Genomic DNA, 17,354 nt, shown 5'->3' with positions numbered 1-17,354 from the left:
TGTAACTTTTTTTTGATTTTCCAAGATTTTTTTATATCATCATCCCGTTATGATAGACATTTAAAGAGGTCTTTATTGTTCTACATGAATTTCTGTCCATTTCGGAGAGAGTTTCCCGAACCGATGCGATGATGCGTCAGACACGGCAGTCATAATGTCCATGTATGTAATGCATAGTGCCTTTCTTGGCCACAAACACAGATTCATGCTACAATAAAACACAACCAATATTCCCGCATTCCATTTGCATAGAAAGGATTCTTCCTATCATGAATACCAAAAAGAAAGCACTGCCAATAAGACTGCCGCATGCCGAGGTCCTCTCCTCGATTGTGGGGCCGCTTCTTACCTGGTACGAGGGGCAGTCGACGCTGCGCTGCCTGCCCTGGCGCGAGGAGGTCACGCCGTATCACACCTGGCTCTCGGAGATCATGCTGCAGCAGACGCGCGCCTCGGCCGTCATCCCCTACTACACGCGCTTCCTCGAGGCACTGCCCGACATCGAGAGCCTCGCGCGCTGCGACGACGAGCTCCTCATGAAACTCTGGCAGGGACTCGGCTACTACAGCCGGGCGCGCAACCTCAAGAAGGCCGCCGGCGTGATCTGCCAAGAGTACGGCGGCAAGCTGCCCGCAGATTTTGCGGCGCTGCTCGAGCTGCCGGGCATCGGCCGCTACACGGCCAGCGCCATCGGCTCGATTGCCTTCGGCCTGCCCCTGCCCGCCGTCGATGGCAACATCCTGCGCGTCACCATGCGCGTGCTGCAGTGCGGCGAGGACATCGCCCAGCCCGCCGTCCGCCGTGCCGTCGAGGAAGCGCTCGCGCCATATTACCCAAGCGGTCAGGCAGCAGGTGCCCTGAATCAGGCCTTCATGGACCTCGGCGCGACCATCTGCCTGCCGCACGGGGCGCCGCACTGCGCCGCCTGTCCGCTTGCCCGCCTCTGCCTCGCACACGATGCGGGCTCAGAGCAGCAGCTGCCGGTCAAGAGCAAGAAGGCAAAGCGCCGCGTCGAGCAGAAGACCGTGCTCCTCTTGCACCAGGGCAGGGCACTGGCATTGACGAAGCGCCCGAACAAGGGGCTGCTCGCCGGCCTCTGGGAGTTGCCGAACCTGCCGGGCCATCTCACACAGGCAGAAGTCGAAGCATGGCTCGCGGCCCGCGGACTTCGCACCCTCACCATCGCTCGCCTGCCCGATGCGCGCCATATCTTCTCCCATGTCGAATGGCAGATGCAGGGCTGGGCCGTCGAGCTCGCATCCCCCGATGCAATGGTCGCCGAAGATGCGAGCCCGCTTGTCTGGGCCTCGCCCGAAGAACTCGCCGACACCTACAGCATTCCCTCTGCGTTCCAGTACTTCCTGCACGAACATCACGGATGACTCCCCACGCCTAATGCGCACAATAAAAAAGACGCCACCAAGGGCGTCTTTTTCTTTTATCGAATATCATGGCACGAGCTGAAGCAGGATGAAGATGACCAGCCCGATGCCCGAACCGACGATGGAACCGTTCATGCGGATCCACAAGAGGTCGGGCTCTACCTTGTCGTAGACGAGGTGGTTGAGCTGCTCGTCCGTCAGGCGGGCGAGCACGCTCTCGACGACGACGCCGACGAGCGTCTGCGCATGGAGCGCCGAACGCGCGATGAGGTCGTAGAGGAAGCGGCCCACCGTATGGCGCAATTCATCATCTTCCTGCAGGAGGTGCAGGCCGCGGTCATACTCCGCCTCGATGATGTCGGCCAGCCGGCTGCGCAGCATCGGCAGATGCTCTTCGACGGCGTCGACCTGACGCGCAGCGTCGGCCTCAAGGTGGTCGCGCATGTGCGCTGCGGCCCGCCGCACGACCTCCTCGATTGGCAGATCGGCCACGAGGCTGTCGCGCAGCTCGTGCACGAGCTGATGGAACTCCGGCTCAGCATTGAGCACGGCCGTCTTCTCGTAGAAGAGCTCCAGCATATCCTGCTGCAGCTGTGAATCGCGCGTGCCGAGCTCCTTGAGCATCGCCACGAGCTGCTTCTGCATGATGTTGGCCGCATCTTCGAGGTTGACGAGGTCCATGGCCTCCGCCAGCCCCGTCAGGAAGAGCGCTAAGGTGCTCTTGGCCTTCTCTTTCTCGTACTGCTCGAGCATCGACTCGATGGCCTTGGCCGTCTCCGGCCGCTCGGCCCGCACGCGCAGGTAAGCCGAGACGCGCTCGAGGAAGTCCTTGTCGCGCCCGCTCTGCTGCAGCCAGTGGCCGATATTTGCAAAGAGGTCCTCCGGCTCCATCGTGCTCAGGTAAGTGCGGATGCGCCGCGCAAACTCCGCCGCCCGCTTCTCGCTGTCTTTCTTGAGCAGGAAACCGCGCACGTAGTGGTAGAGATGGTGCGAGACCTTGGCCCGCGTGTCGGGCTCGCCGAGCCACTTCATGAGCATCGGCATGAGGTGCAGGCGCTCCAAGTGGCGGAACACCTTGCGCCGCGAGAAGAACTCCTTCTGGACCATTGTCACCGATGCCTTGATGAAGGACTGGCGCCGCCGCGGCAGAATGGCCGTGTGATACGGGAAGCCGAGCGGCTTGCGGAAGAGTGCCGTGACGGCGAACCAGTCGGCAATGCCGCCGACGAGCGCCGCTTCCGCGCAGAAGAGGAATCCCGAGGCGAAGACCGAATGTGGCAGCTGCAGGTGCGCAAATAAGGCGAGCAGGAACACGAGGAACGCGAGGAAGAGCACGCGGTCCGCCTTGTTCCAGGATTTCGTCATGGCTCTCATAATCCCCACATCCTTTCTGCTGCCCAGACGAGGACATAGAGGCCCATGCCGACGAGAGAACCGACGATCGAGCCGTTGATGCGAATCATCTGCAGGTCGTCCTGCACCTTGTCCTCCACGAAGGTGACGAGTGCGTCATCGCTGAACTCGTCGAGGCGCTCGCGGATGAGTCCCGGGATGAGCTCGTGGTGTTTCGTGAGCTCGCTCTCGATGAGGTCCTTGAGCATCTTGTCGAAGCGGTGCTGCCAGTTCTCCGAGTGTACAAAACCATCGATGCGCTGCTCGACGAAAGCGTTGAGGTTCGGCAGCCAGAAGGGCGCCTCTCCCTTGAGCGCATTCTCGATCCACGAGGCGATCAGGCCCTCGATGTCCATCTGCTCGAGCCATCTCTCCTTCCACTCCCCGAGCACGCCGCGCAGCGACGCATCGTTGCTGAAGGAGAGAACCATGCCCTCAAAGCCTGCCTTGAGGCGCGCATAGCCCTCGGTCTGCTCGCTCAGGAGGTCCTTGATGCCCTGCTTCGCCTTCTCGTTGAAGATGGCGAGGATCTCCTTGTCGTCGAGGCCGAGCGCCGACAGGACGAACGCACGGCCAGCCGATTCACCCTCGTACTCCTTGCGCAGGACCTTGATGTTGTCGAGCAGGACCTGCTGCATGGCAGGTGACTGCAGGACCTGCTCACTGATGCTCAGGACGCTGTGCAGGATGCGCTTGGCATGGCGTTCCTCGCCGAGCATGCGCACGAGCTCGATCAGGATGTTCTCGAGCGCTAGGCCCTGAAGGCCCTCGCGCACGGCAGGGGCCAGTTCCCTTGCGAGGCTCTCGCTGTCAAGATCGTTGACGATCTTGAGGACGACGGCATCGACGACCTCCACAACACCCTCGCGGCCGCCGCGGTGCTCGAGGTAGTCGACGAGCAGGCCCGCTGTATCCTGATCACGGATGACGCGCATGATGTTCTCCGTGCTCAAGAGGTCATCGCTCGCGAATGTCACGATGGCATCCATGATGCGCTTCCTGTTGCGCCGCAGGACATCCGTGCGGTACGAGATGCCGAGCGGCTTGCGGAAGAGCGCCGTGACGGCAAACCAGTCCGCCAGCCCGCCGATCGTCGCGGCCAGGAAGCCGTGATGGAAGAGCCCCGCCGCAAAGCCGGAGCCGCCGGCCGCCAATGTGCCGGCAAAGCCGGCAGCGCTGATGCCCAGTGCCAGATTCGCCTTATTTTTCTTCTGCAACCTTCACACCTCAGATTCTCGCGACGAGATCCTTGAGATACTTCTTGAACGGCGTGCCGAGGTCCTCGCGGCGCAGAGCGAACTCCACCGTCGCCTTGAGGAAACCGAGCTTATCGCCGAGGTCGTAGCGCTTGCCTTCAAAGTCGTAAGCGTAGACGGCCTGCTGGCGCGCCAGTTCCTTGAGCGCATCCGTGAGCTGGATCTCGCCGCCCTTGCCGGGCTCTGTGTGCTCCAGGATGCCAAAGATTTCCGGACGGATGATGTAGCGGCCGAGCACGGCCATGCGGCTCGGCGCCTCCTCGAGGCTCGGCTTCTCGATCATGTCGCGCACGCGCATGAGGCGCGGGTCATCCGTCTTGTCCCCCGCGACGATACCGTAGGACGAGACCTTCTCGTCCGGCACCATCTGGCAGCCGAGCACCGAGCCGCCCGTCCTGTCGTAGACGTCGATGAGCTGGCGCAGTGCCGGCTTCTCCGGATTGTAGACGACATCGTCGCCTAAAAGCACGGCGAACGGCTCATCGCCCATGAACGCCTTGGCGCAGAGGATGGCATCGCCGAGGCCGCGCATGTAGCGCTGGCGGATGTAGTGGATGCGGATGTTGGCCGTGTCCTGCACCATCTTCAGGAGGTCGAGTTTGCCCTTCTTCTTGAGCTCTGCCTCGAGCGTCGGCGCCGAGTCGAAGTGGTCCTCGATGGCGCGCTTGCCGTGGCCGCTGACGATGAGGATCTCCTCGATGCCGCTCGCGAGCGCCTCCTCGACGATGTACTGGATGGTCGGCTTGTCGACGATTGGCAGCATCTCCTTCGGTGTCGCCTTCGTGGCGGGCAGGAAGCGCGTGCCGTAGCCGGCTGCCGGAATGACTGCTTTTCTGATTTTCTGCATGTTGAATTCCCCTAACATCTTGTTTTTTTAGATTGTGGCAGTTCCCCATCTGCCACTTATACGATAACAATATATTATTATACACGATGCACGCCTTTTCCTGCTATGAAAAAAGCTGTCACAGTGATGTGACAGCTTCTTTTTGCAGATTTTGCTTATTTTTTGTGGAACACCCACATGTAGGCGGCGAAATCCGTGTCGATTTTCGGCACCTCAATGCCGCTGTACATGAGCTCATCGCCGTAGAAGGACTTGCCCGCGAGGCTCAGGGCCTTGCTGCCTGCACCGTCATGCGAGAGTCCCTTGGCCGGGTAGTAAGCGGCCACTTCGTACTCTGCATCGGCGTCAAGCTGCTCGAGCTTCAGCGTGCGCAGCTCTGCTGCCGGCGTCGCGAGCGCCTTGAAGTAGACGAGGACGATCTCCTCGCCGTCTTTGGCGACAAATTCCCAGGCCGTCTCATTGCCCTTGCCTTCAAACGGCGTGAGCAGGCGGTAGAACCGGCCGAGCTGCATCGTCGGGCGGATCTTCTTGTAGAGCGCGATGTGGCTGCGGACCTCGGCCTTCTCCTCCTCGCTCATGCGCGTGATGTCCATCTCGTAGCCGTAGCAGCCCATCATCGCGGCGAACGCGCGCGTCTGCATCGGCGTCACGCGGCCGACCTGATGGTTCGGCGTCACGGAGACATGCGCGCCCATCGTGATGGGCGGGAAGACCATGCTTGTGCCGCTCTGGATGGAGAGGCGGCAGATGGCGTCCGTATCGTCGCTCGTCCAGGTCTGCGGCATGTAGTAGAGCATGCCCGCATCGAAGCGGCCGCCGCCGCCCGAGCAGCTCTCAAACAGGACATCGGGATGCGTCTGCGTGATGCGCTCGAGGACGTCGTAGAGGCCGAGCACGAAGCGCGTGCGCACTTCGCCCTGGCGCTCTGGAGGCAGTTTGGACGAGAAGGCGTCCGTCAGATGGCGGTTGAAGTCCCACTTGACGTAGTCGATTGGCGCCGTGTCGAGAATCTTGCAGACGGAGTCGACGATGTAGTCGCGGACATCCGCGCGCGAGAGGTCGAGCACGAGCTGATGGCGGCTGAACGTCATCGGGTACGACGGTGAACGCAGCGCCCAGTCTGGATGCGCGCGGTAGAGGTCCGAGTCTACAGACACCATCTCTGGCTCGAACCAGAGGCCGAACTTGAGGCCGCGCTTGTGCGCACTCTCCGCCACGCCCTGCAGGCCGCCCTTGAGCTTCTCCATGTTGACGACCCAGTCGCCGAGCGAGCTGTTGTCGTCCTCGCGCTTGCCGAACCAGCCGTCGTCGAGCACCATGAGCTCGATGCCGAGGTCTTTGGCACAGGCCGCGAGGTTGTCCATCTTCGCATCGTCGAAGTCGAAGTACGTCGCCTCCCAGTTGTTGACGAGGATGGGACGCACGGCGTCGCGGAACTTGCCGCGCACGATGTGGTGGCGCACAATCTCATGGAAGGCCTGACTCATGCCATTGAGACCCTCGGCGCTGTAAGCAAGCAGCGCCTCTGGCGTCTGGAAGGATTCGCCCGGCTCCAGATGCCAGCGGAACTCGAATGGGTTGATGCCGCCGACGACGCGCGTCGTGCCGAACTGCTCGACCTCCGTCTTGAGCGAGAACTCGCCGCTCCAGACGAGGCTGAAGCCGTAGACCTCACCGCTCTTCTCGCCCGCGTCCTTGCGCAGGAGCGCGAGGAACGGCGATGCTTGATGTGAGCTCGAGCCGCGGCGGCTCGCGCTCTCCTCGATGCCGTGCATGAGTGGCACACGCTCTGCCGTGCGCTCAGCGGCATGGCCGCCCCAGAGGTTCATGCGGTCGAAATCGTGGTCCGGCAGGTCAAGCGCGAAGCTCGCCGCATTGAGCAGGTCCAGTGGCTCCTCGCCGCTGTTCTTGAGGCAGGCGCTGCGCGCGATGACATCTGCATCCGCAAAGATCGTGTACGAGAGCTCTGCCTCGAGCTTGCCCTTAGAGTCGGCCAGCGTGATCTTGAGCGTCTCCGCCTCATCATCTGCTGCGTACGCGGCCGGCAGGCCCGCGAGCGCCGGCTTGCCTTTCGTGATGGTATAGTCCTTGTAGAAGAGCTCCGTCGTCGTCGTGCCGTCTGCAAGGCGCACCTCATAGGCTGGGATGCGATAGTCGACATGGCCGTAGCCCGGGTACTCCTGCGGCAGCACGTCGAGCGAGAACGTGCGCTCATTTTCATAGGCACCCGGCTGCGGCGAGAAGCCGCGGTCGAGCTCCTGGAACGGGCGGCTGTCGCGGAAGGCCCGGAGTTTCCTGCCCCAGTAACGGTGCATGAGGTAGCGGCCGCGGATGACCTGCAGCACATAGCTCATCTTCACATTGCTCAGATGGAAGATGCCTGTCTTTTCATCAAACTGGATCATATGCTTATCGTGTCCTTTCCCTGCGTCAATCAGATGCCCTTGAAGTAGAACGAGAAGTGCTTCGTCTCATTCTTCACCGTGTATTCCGGCAGGACCGGCGCACCCCAGGTGTCGTCGCCGCCGACGCCGCACTGGCCGAGCGATGCGCGCAGGAAGGTGTGATGGACTTCTGGCAGATCGTAAGGATGGCGCGCGTTCTCGAGCTCATGCGCGCTGTACGGCAGGGCCGAAGCCTCGAACGGCTCCTCGTCCATGGCGAGGCGCACGCCGCGGCCGCGGTGATCCGTGACCTCGATCCAGCGGATGCCGCCGTGGTTGCCCGTCTCCTGCGGCTGCAGGTACGGCTCGACCTCATCCTTGGCTGTCGTCTCGAAGATGCCGAGTCGAGCGCCGCGCTGGCGGTCTGCGTAGTTGTCGAGCGGGCCGTAGCCGTAGAAGCGCACCTGATCGTAGTCAGCCGGCAGCGTGAAGAGCATCGCGAAGTCCGGGATTTCCGGCAGACCCTCGACAGCATCGTAGTCGAGCTCGACTTTGATGGAAGTATCCTCGGCGACCGTATAGGTCATGCGGCAGGAAGAGAGCGGCTGCGTAGCCAGCTCATAGGTGAAGCGGACGGAGACGGAGCTTGCCTCGTACTCCTTCTGGCCGAGCTGGCCGAACCAGTCGAACTCGTGCCAGTTGCCCGCCTCGTCGAGCAGTTCCTTCTTGACGCAGCGGCGGTAGAGGCTCGCGAGCTTCCACTGTGCCGTCATGAAGTCGCGGCGGCTGCCGTAGTCGTTGTCGACCGGTGCGCGCCAGAACGACGGTTTCGGCGCTTCCTCGATGAGCTCCACGCCATTGCACTTGTAAGACAACAGGTTGCCTGTCGCGCTCGAGAACAGGATCTCGAAGCCCGTGCCGCGCACGCCGAGGTTGATGTCGCCGTGGACGATGTGCAGCGGCTTTTCGGGCTGCGTCTCGAGCGGCATGTTGTGCTGGTAGTGGAAATGGCGCTCTGCCGTGGCGAAGTCCGTCGCAGCCACAGCCTCCTTCGGCTCCGGCACCTCGACTTCGTCGACCTGCCACGTTCCCTGACCGAAGGCGATCTCAAAGCCCTTCTTGGCCCAGAGCGTGTCCTCCTTGAGGCGCAGCGATGCCGTGACCGTCTCCTCGCCCGCATTCGTCAGCGGCAGATCGTCAAGAGCCACCGTGCCCGTCTCACCCGGCAGGATGTGCGGCGCATCCGAGGACGATTCCCAGATGACCTTGCCGTCGAGCATGAGCTCCAGATGCAGCGCATAGGCAGCGACATCCGTAAACAGGCTCTTGTTGTGGATCGTGACCTTCTCTGCCGTGACATCGAGATCGAAGTTCTGGTAATTGAACTTGACTTCCTGCATCTTCGTCGTCAGCTTACGGTCTGCAAACAGGATGCCGTCACCGCTGAAGTTGCCGTCGTTCGGGCGGTCGCCGAAGTCGCCGCCGTACGCCAGCGCATCCTTGCCGTAGCGGTCCTTGTGCCAGATGGCCTGGTCGACGAAATCCCAGATGAAGCCGCCCTGATAGAGCGGTTCCTCGTCCGTCAGGTCCGTGTACTTGTGCATGCCGCCGATGCTGTTGCCCATCGCATGCGTGTACTCGCAGCAGATGAATGGCTTATCGCGGTGCTCCGCGAGGAACTTCTTGATGGAGGCGACCGTCGGGTACATCTGGCTCTCCATGTCGCTCGTGCCGTTGTAGCGGCGATCCCAGAAGATGTTCTCGTAGTGGACGAGGCGCGTCGGGTCTGCCTGACGGAAGTACTCGCTCATCACGTAGAGGTCCTTGCCGCCGCAGGACTCGTTACCGCAGGACCAGATCAGGATGGCCGCATGATTCTTGTCGCGCTCGAACATGGATTTCGCGCGGTCGAGGATGATATCCTGCCACTCCTCATGGTCATTCGGCAGCGTATCCTCGATGATATCCTTCTTGCCGTTGCGCATCCAGCTGCCGTGCGTCTCGAGGTTCGTCTCGTCGATGACGTAGAGGCCGTAGCGGTCGCAGAGCTCGTAGATGTAGCTCGAGTTCGGATAGTGCGAGCAGCGCAGTGCATTGATGTTGTGCTGCTTCATCACGATGATGTCCTTCTCGATCTCCGAAGGATCTGCCGCGCGGCCGCTGTAACAGTCGAACTCGTGGCGGTTCGTGCCCTTGAAGACGATGCGCTTGCCGTTGAGCTTCATGATCGTGCCGTCCATGCAGAATTCACGGAAGCCGATGTTCTGCGGGATGACCTCGAGCAGATGGCCCTCCGCATCCTCGACGGAAATGACGGCACGGTAGAGGTTCGGCTCTTCCGCGCTCCAGAGCTTGACGCCCTTGAGCTCTGCCTCAAAGGAAGAGCTCAGGCCCTCGACCTGCTGCTCCTCCGCGAGAAGGCAATCGCCTGTCTCCGCATCGTAGAGCTCGATTGCTACCTTATGGGCTTCGCCGCTGTTCCACTTCATGTCGAGGTGGAGCTTGCCATCCTGATAATCGTGGATGGGCTCTGCCGTGACGCGCAGGTCATCGAGATGGACGGCCGGCTTCGTGTAGAGCATGACCTCGCGGAAGATGCCCGAGAAGCGCCAGAAGTCCTGGTCCTCGATCCAGCTGCCCGAGCTGAAGCGGAAGACCTGCAGGGCTAGGCGGTTCGTGCCCTCCTTGAGGTACGGCGTGAGGTCGAAGTCGGACGGCGTGAACGAATCCTCGCTGTAGCCGACATACTGGCCGTTCATGTAGACGGCGACAGCCGACTCAACGCCCTGCAGCGAGAGTACGGCGTTGTCCCAGCCCTGCGGCAGGATGAAATCCTTGACATACGAGCCGACCGGGTTGTCGCGTTGCGGCACCTGCCCCGGATGCACGACCTCATGGCCGTCCCACGGGTACGTCTGGTTCGTGTACTGCGGCACACCGTGACCTTCCATCTGCCAATGGGCCGGCACGCGGATGGTCTCCCAGCCGCTCACATCGTAGTCCGGCTGCTCAAAGCCCTGCGGGCTGGCGGCGAGATTGCGCGCGTAGTGGAACGACCAGATGCCATCGAGGCTGCGGCGCAGCGAGGACACGCCCTCTGCCATCTCCATCGCATCGGCGAAAGACACATGGTCGCTGTGGGCCGGCAGGCGGTTCTCTTCAAAGAAAGTAGGGTCTGCAAGACGATCGACTGTAAACATCAGCTATTTCCTCCTTTAATCATTCATACTCATATTTATCTTTATTTTATCTTATTTTGTCGACATAGTCAATCAATAGAAAGGGGCCGCTGTATCAAACTGGTACAACGGCCCCCTCCTAAGGTCACATGTCAAGCGATTGCGATATCCATGACATCCATGACTCTGTTCACTTGTAGCATATTATTTGCTGAGGTCTTCCCATTTCTCCTCGAGCTCGCGGACGATGCGCGCATGCTCAGCTTCCGTCAGCGTTACCTTTGCACGATAGATGAAGGAAGCGATGACCATGAGGACGATTGGAGCTGCGAACATGACGATCTGGAAGTGGAAGAGTGCGTCCGGCTTGATGTCAGCAGCGGAAGCACCGCCCGTCATGCCGACCCAGACAGCGACGAGGCCGATGATGCCGCTCGAGACAGCACCAGCGAATTTATCGACGAGAGGACGTACGCAGAGGCAGACAGCTTCATCGCGATGGCCGATCTTGAGCTGGCCATACTCGACGGAGTCCGTGATCGTCATGAGGACGACGAGGAAGATGAGCGGCTGCGGCAGAGCGAAGAGGCCTGCACCGATGAGGGCCATCGTGACATTCGTGCCGGAACCAGCATAGATGAGGAGCGCGACGAGCATGATCGCGATCGAAGCGAAGAAGAGCTTGCGGCGGCTGAACTTAGCCGTCAGAGCCGGGAACAGGGCAACAGCGATGAGGCCGATGACCGTGTTGATGACACCGAGGATGGAGAACTTCGTAGCATCGCCGATGACGTAGATGAAGTAGTAGAGGTTGAAGTTGTTGACGATGTTGATGCCGATGCCGTAGACGAGGTAAGCGATAGCCGTCCACATGAGCTGGTCGTTCTGCGTCAGGACCTTGAATACGTCTTTCGCGGAAGTCTCCGTCTTGTTCTCACGCAGTGCAGATTCCTGCTCGTGCGTGCCAAGGCCGAGGATGATGGCACCGAGCGTTGCGATACCGCCGCCGACGCAGGCGAATGCGAACCAACCAGTCGGGTCACCAGCACCGCCGTTCTGGTTCAGCGAGAAGTAGAGGACGACCGGCATGACGATGACCGTAACGAGGTTGGCACCGAAGACGGAACCGATACGGGCAATCGTAGCCGTGATATCGCGTTCATGCGAATCGAAGGAAAGAGCCGGGATCATGGACCAGATAGCAACGTCTTTTGCACTGTAGAAGATATCCATGATGAAGTAGACAATGGCAAACAGGATCAGGTAGAGCGTCGGGTTCGTGACCGTCAGGCCGCCGAAGTCCGTGAACAGGAATGCCAGCGTGATGGCTGCGACGAACGCGCCGACGATGACCCATGGTTTGAAGCGGCCCCAACGCGTCTTCGTCTTATCGATCAGGTTGCCGATGAACGGATCGACGAAGAGCTCAAGGATACGGAGCACGAGGATGATCGTCGTGACGATACCGATCATGTAAGCATCATGGCTCGGGTTGTCCGAGTGGAACAGGTTACTCGTGACGAAAATCATGAAGTACGTGCCGATCATGGCGTAGAACACGTCATGACCAAACGTGCCGCACGCATAGCAGATGCGCTGCAGTAATTTGCTATTCATTATGAATGCCTCCCCAAATAAAACCCCATTTTCTATCAGTCCAGCTTATGCCTTGACTTTATTGATGTACGCGATGATGCCATCCGCAATCGTATCGAGCGAAGCGCCCTTGCTCGTGTTGACGACGAGGTCGTAGTTCGCACCGTCGCCCCACGTGCGGCCCGTGTAGTAGTTGTAGTAGCGGGCGCGCTTCTCGTTCTCGCGGTTGAGCTCTTTGAGGCTCTTGCCTTCGTAGACTGTCTGGCCACGTTTCTCGCGGTACTCATCGTCAGCGCAGACGAAGATGTCGAAGTGGTTGTCGTTGTTGCGCAGTGCGTAGTCCGCGCAGCGGCCGAGGAAGATGCACGGGCCATCCTCTGCGATCTTGCGGATGACAGCCGACTCGCTCATGAACATGCCCTGGCTCGATTCGCCCATGTGCGTGCCGAACGAATGGAACGGGATGAAGCTCATCGAAAGCGGCTTGACCGTGTTCTCCATCTCGAGCAGTTCATCTTCGCTGAGGTCGTGGATGCCGAGCTTGGCCGCAGCCAGATGGACGAGCTGGCGATCGTAGAGCTTGACGCCGAGCTTCTCGGCGAGGATGCCGGCCAGCTCACGTCCGCCCGCACCATACTGACGGCTGATCGTGATGACGAGATTCTCTTTCATGGTGGATTTCCCCTTTCAAAGCGTAAACGTTTTCATTGTCTAGAAGAAAAGCTTCCCCTTGCGAGGTAGAACGAAAATAATTGAGATGAGTTCTCTTGGCTACCTTATTGTCTTTTCTTTCAGCAGTAGCAAACGTTTTCTTTTGTTTACAGTTTGTATTATACGCTAGAAAATAATAAAAAGCAAGAGGGTTTTTAGGATTTTTTCTTTTTTATCTGTTTTCTAAATTGTACATGCAATTCAGGGTTTTGAGCGCAGAAAAAAGGAGAGATACAGTAAACGTATACTGTATCTCTCCCATAACAACAATCTGTTATCTCTGCATCATTTTGCCATGAGTTTGGCCACTTTATTGGCGAAGTCGACCGGATTCTCCGGCAGGATGCCCTCGATGAGCAGAGCCTGCGTGTAGAGCATGTCGCAGTAATCCTTGAACTCCTGGCTGTCCTTGCCCGTCTCATGGATTTCCTTGAGGCGGCTGAAGAGCTCGTGATGCGGGTTGATCTCAAGGATGCGCTTTGCCTTAAACATCGGGTTCTTCATCTGCGAGAAGGCCTGCTCCATCGCGAGCGACGGGCCCGCCTCATCGGCCACGAGGCAGACTGCACTCGATTTGAGGCGCGCGGACACCTTGACGTCCTCGACCTTGTCGCCGAGCGCTGCCTTGATGTCCTTCATGAGGTCGCTGTTGTCCTTCTGGATTTCCTCCGTCTCCTTCTTGACCTCCTGGCTCTCGGCATCGTCGAGGCCGAGGTCGCCGCGGCTGATGGAGTGGAACGGCTTCTCCTCATACTGGTGGATCGTCTCGATGGCAAATTCATCGACCGGATCGAGCAGGTAGAGCACCTCGATGCCCTTGTCGCGCAGCGTCTCCATCTGCGGCAGCTGCTCGATGGTCTCCTTGTCCTTGGCCGTCGCGTAGTAGATCTTCTTCTGGCTCTCCGGCATGCGGTCAACGTATTCCTTGAGCGTGACGAGCTTGCCGTCCTTCGAGCTCATGAACAGGATGAGGTCCTTGAGCTTGTCGACCGTGTCCGAACCGCTGTAGATGCTGTTGTAGATGCCGATCTTCAGCGACTTGCCGTACTCGTTCCAGAACTTCTCGTACCACTCGCGGTCGTTCTTGAGCTTGCGCGCCAGCGTCTTGAGAATGTTCTTCTCGAGCGCGCGGCCGATGGCCTTGAGCTCGCGGCTCTGCTGCAGGAGCTCACGCGAGATGTTCAGCGAGAGGTCCGGCGAATCGACGAGACCCTTCATGAAGCGCAGGTAGTCCGGCAGCAGGTCCTTGCACTTGTCCATGATGAAGACATGGCGGCTGTAGAGCTGCAGGCCCGGCTCGTAGTCCGTCTGATAGAGGTTAAAAGGCGCATGTGCCGGGATGGCCAAGAGTGCCGTGTACTCGACCGTGCCTTCGGCCTTCGTGTGGAAGACCTCCATCGGGTCTTCCCACTCGTAGAACTGATGCTTGAAGAACTCGTTGTACTCTTCTTTCTTGATGTCTGACTTGTTCTTCGTCCAGAGCGGCTGCATGGAGTTCAGCGTGCGCGTCTCAACCTTCTTGATCTTATCGGCGCCCTCGATCTCCTTGCCGTCCTTGTCCTTCGGCGTCTCCTCGAAAGTGAAGTCCATCTTGATCGGGTAGCGGACGTAGTCGCTGTACTTCTTGACGAGGCGCTCGAGCTCATAATTGTCCGTGAAGTCCTGCTCTGCCTCCTTGCCGCAGAACTCTTTCTTGAGGTGCAGCGTGATGGCCGTGCCGCGCTTATCGAGCTCGCACTCCTCGATCGTGTAGGAGCCGTCAGCTGCTGACTCCCACTTCCAAGCCTGCTTCTCGCCTGCCTTGCGCGTCACGATCGTCACGTGGTCGGCCACCATGAAGGCCGAGTAGAAGCCGACACCGAACTGGCCGATCATCTCTTTGTCGGTCAGGTCCTTGTTCTCCTCCTTCGCCTTCTTGAGCTGCTCGAGGAAGGCCTTCGTGCCGGACTTCGCAATCGTGCCGATGTTCTCGATGAGCTCTTCGCGGTTCATGCCGATGCCGTTATCGGCAATCGTCAGCATGTGCTGCTCGGCATCCGGCGTCAGGAAGATCTGGAAATCCTCATCGCCTTCGAGCAGGCTGCGGTCCGTCAGGCTCTCGAAATGTGCCTTGTCGATTGCATCGGATGCATTGGAGATGAGCTCGCGCAGGAAGATCTCGTGATTCGTGTAGATGGAGTGAATCATGAGGTCCAGCAGCTGTTTCGTCTCCGCTTGGAATTCATGTGTTTCTTTTGCCATGGAAATCTGCCTCTCTTTATCTGGAAAATCTAGAAATGGTATTGCCTCGATTCGGTGTTAGCACTCCATGTGTGCGAGTGCTAACGTACAGATAATAATATACACCATAAACAACAAAAAGTCAAAGATATTCCAGAAAAAAAGCCACTGCTTCAGCAGTGACCTCTTCGTTCAAATGTTTCTTTCGTTTCGTGCCGTTCAGCAGGCGGCTGCCATCTTGCTGCCGTCCGCCGCACGGAGCCTCCGCACGAAGGAATCCGTCAGATGGACCTCAAAGTCCTCCTTGACTTTAGCGAGCGCTGCATAGTCCGCTTCCTGCATCTCCTGCTCTTCCCCGTCAGCCGTGAAGGCCTTGAAGGACGGGATCTCCTCACTGCCCGTGAAGACGAGCACGCGGTCCGCGCCGACACCGAAGCGGCGATGTGCGAGCAGGCGAATGGCAGCCGCTCCCGGCATGAAGCCCGTCGTGCCATCCATTACCATATATTCCTGTTTCTCTACCTTGCAGATCCGAACGATCATCATACCGGTCACCCTTTCTTTCTTGCTTGCGATGGTTTTATTATAGCAGGCATGGATATGCAATAAAATCACAAAATATGCTTTATATATTGCAAAAAGTGTCATATCCCTCTATGATGGAAGCAGGAGGGATATGTATGCAGAACTATCCGAAGAAGGGCTATCTGAGCAGCGACTTTCGCGTCTTCCATCTGCACGATGAGAAGCTGCGCACGATTCCCTTCCATTACCACGATTTCCACAAGATCATCCTGTTCCTCGGCGGGGATGTCGACTACATCATCGAGGGCAATTCGTATCACCTGCAGCCAGATGACATCGTCTTCGTCGCAGCCGGCGAGATTCACCGCCCCGTGTTCGGCGGGGACGGCGAGAAGACACCGTACGAGCGCATCGTCATCTACATCGCGCCGGACTTTCTGCAGCGCCTCGACGAGCGTGCCAAGCTCGCCAAGTGTTTTGCGGCGGCTCGCGAGCAGGGACGCGTCATGCACCAGTTGCCCAATCGCAGCCACGACCTGCTCTTCCACATGGACAAGCTCGAAAAAACAGCCCATGGCGAAGGGTTCGCCAATGGGCTGTACACAGAGATTCTCTTTATTGAATTCCTGATCCTGCTCAACCGCAGCATCGAAGACCACGAGCTTGAGTCGCTTGACACCGTCTCCTACGATCCCAAGATCCAGCAGGTCCTGCGCTACATCAACGAGCACCTCGCGGACGACCTCACGATTGCAACACTCGCGAATCAGGTCTTCCTGAGCCGCTACTATCTCATGAAGCGATTCAAGGCCGACACAGGCTACAGCTTGCACGCCTACATCCGCAGCAAGCGGCTGCTCTTCGCGCGCGACCTGCTGCGCACGGAGACCTCCATCCAGGAAATCAGCCGCGCCTCAGGCTTCCGCGATTACTCGACGTTCTCACGCGCCTTCCGCACACTCTTCCACTGCTCGCCAAAGGAATGGCGTGCCGAGCACGTGCCTCAGTCCGCTGCCTTCTCCTCGCGGTCGAGCAGCTTCTGAACGGCATCCTGCATGTGCGTGTCGGCGACCGTCTCGATCTGGCCGGCATCGCACTTGGCAGCGAGCTGCGGCTCGATTGGGATGCGCGCGAGCACATCGAGGCCGTACGACTTCGCGATCTCTTCGATATGGCTGTGGCCAAAGATCTCGTGGCGCTTGCCACAATCCGGGCACTCGAAGTAGCTCATGTTCTCGACGAGGCCTAGGATGGGCACCTTCATGCCCTCTGCCATCTTGACCGCCTTCTCGACGATCATCGAGACGAGCTCCTGCGGGCTCGTGACGATGATGATGCCGTCGAGCTTGATCGACTGCATGACCGTCAGCGGCACATCGCCCGTTCCCGGCGGCATGTCGACGAACAGGTAGTCGATGTCCTCCCAGATGAAGTCATGCCAGAACTGCTTGACGACGCCGCTGATGATTGGGCCGCGCCAGACGACCGGGTCCGTCGAGTTCTCGAGCAGGAGATTCATGCTGACGACCTCGATGCCATCGGCCGTGCGCACAGGATAAGCACCGGCCTGATTGCCGCGGACCTCGCCCTTCGTGCCGAACATCTTCGGGATGGATGGGCCCGTGATGTCTGCGTCGAGGATGCCCGTATGCTTGCCCTTGCGGCTCATGGCCACAGCCATGAGGCCCGTGACGAGCGATTTGCCGACGCCGCCCTTGCCGCTGACGACGGCGATGACGTGGCGGATCGTGCTGAGCTCATTCGGCGCCTCGTGGAAATCCTTCTTGCGCGTATCCTGGCCGCAGGTCGTCCCGCAGGAGCCGCAGTCATGGTTGCATGTTTCTGCCATAGTGATACCTCCA

General features: G+C 59.3%; 12 protein-coding genes. 2 read left to right on the top strand and 10 right to left on the bottom strand.

What is annotated here, in order from left to right:
- Window positions 1–269 precede the first annotated feature (269 nt).
- Window positions 270–1,382, top strand: coding sequence for an A/G-specific adenine glycosylase (locus MITSMUL_RS01075; protein ID WP_005839147.1), 1,113 nt, complete (start codon window positions 270–272; stop codon window positions 1,380–1,382).
- A gap of 66 nt (window positions 1,383–1,448) precedes the next feature.
- Here the strand turns inward: MITSMUL_RS01075 and MITSMUL_RS01070 are convergent, their stop codons facing one another.
- The 9 genes from MITSMUL_RS01070 to MITSMUL_RS01030 all read right to left on the bottom strand — a co-directional run bounded on the left by MITSMUL_RS01070 (window position 1,449) and on the right by MITSMUL_RS01030 (window position 15,471).
- Window positions 1,449–2,756, bottom strand: coding sequence for a DUF445 domain-containing protein (locus MITSMUL_RS01070; RefSeq protein WP_005839146.1), 1,308 nt, complete (start codon window positions 2,754–2,756; stop codon window positions 1,449–1,451).
- Window positions 2,753–3,991, bottom strand: coding sequence for a DUF445 domain-containing protein (locus MITSMUL_RS01065; protein ID WP_005839144.1), 1,239 nt, complete (start codon window positions 3,989–3,991; stop codon window positions 2,753–2,755). The genes MITSMUL_RS01070 and MITSMUL_RS01065 overlap by 4 nt, the downstream gene beginning before the upstream one ends.
- 10 nt (window positions 3,992–4,001) lie before the next feature.
- Window positions 4,002–4,877: a UTP--glucose-1-phosphate uridylyltransferase GalU gene (galU, locus tag MITSMUL_RS01060; RefSeq protein WP_040635235.1), complete on the bottom strand. Its 876-nt coding sequence runs from the start codon at window positions 4,875–4,877 to the stop codon at window positions 4,002–4,004.
- Window positions 4,878–5,032: 155 nt separating this feature from the next.
- Complete coding sequence (locus MITSMUL_RS01055; protein ID WP_005839140.1) at window positions 5,033–7,282, bottom strand: alpha-galactosidase; 2,250 nt, start codon at window positions 7,280–7,282, stop codon at window positions 5,033–5,035.
- A 29-nt stretch (window positions 7,283–7,311) separates the two neighbouring features.
- The gene (gene lacZ / locus MITSMUL_RS01050; protein WP_005839139.1) at window positions 7,312–10,461 is read right to left on the bottom strand and encodes a beta-galactosidase, LacZ type; all 3,150 of its coding nucleotides are present in this window, start codon (window positions 10,459–10,461) and stop codon (window positions 7,312–7,314) included.
- 183 nt (window positions 10,462–10,644) lie between these two features.
- Window positions 10,645–12,057: a glycoside-pentoside-hexuronide (GPH):cation symporter gene (locus tag MITSMUL_RS01045; RefSeq protein ID WP_005839138.1), complete on the bottom strand. Its 1,413-nt coding sequence runs from the start codon at window positions 12,055–12,057 to the stop codon at window positions 10,645–10,647.
- A 45-nt stretch (window positions 12,058–12,102) separates the two neighbouring features.
- Complete coding sequence (locus tag MITSMUL_RS01040; protein ID WP_005839137.1) at window positions 12,103–12,708, bottom strand: cytidylate kinase-like family protein; 606 nt, start codon at window positions 12,706–12,708, stop codon at window positions 12,103–12,105.
- A gap of 324 nt (window positions 12,709–13,032) precedes the next feature.
- On the bottom strand, window positions 13,033–14,988 hold the full coding sequence (gene htpG / locus MITSMUL_RS01035; RefSeq protein WP_005839136.1) for a molecular chaperone HtpG: 1,956 nt from the start codon (window positions 14,986–14,988) through the stop codon (window positions 13,033–13,035).
- Window positions 14,989–15,186: 198 nt separating this feature from the next.
- Window positions 15,187–15,471 (bottom strand): diaminopimelate epimerase, encoded by a 285-nt coding sequence (locus tag MITSMUL_RS01030; protein WP_248614795.1) that lies wholly within the window; start codon window positions 15,469–15,471, stop codon window positions 15,187–15,189.
- A 176-nt stretch (window positions 15,472–15,647) separates the two neighbouring features.
- Here MITSMUL_RS01030 and MITSMUL_RS01025 point away from each other — a divergent pair, with 176 nt between their 5' ends.
- A complete protein-coding gene (locus MITSMUL_RS01025) occupies window positions 15,648–16,535 on the top strand; it encodes an AraC family transcriptional regulator (protein WP_050751612.1) in 888 nt (295 codons plus the stop codon).
- On the opposite strand, the gene MITSMUL_RS01020 is transcribed toward MITSMUL_RS01025, so the two are convergent.
- Complete coding sequence (locus MITSMUL_RS01020) at window positions 16,496–17,341, bottom strand: Mrp/NBP35 family ATP-binding protein (protein WP_005839133.1); 846 nt, start codon at window positions 17,339–17,341, stop codon at window positions 16,496–16,498. The genes MITSMUL_RS01025 and MITSMUL_RS01020 overlap by 40 nt on opposite strands.
- Between the last annotated feature and the right edge of the window lie 13 nt (window positions 17,342–17,354).

It is taken from the genome of Mitsuokella multacida DSM 20544 (assembly GCF_000155955.1).
GTDB classification, from domain to species: domain Bacteria; phylum Bacillota; class Negativicutes; order Selenomonadales; family Selenomonadaceae; genus Mitsuokella; species Mitsuokella multacida.
The sequence above is the reverse complement of the archived record's forward strand: the minus strand, read 5'-3'. Positions and strand labels throughout refer to the sequence as shown.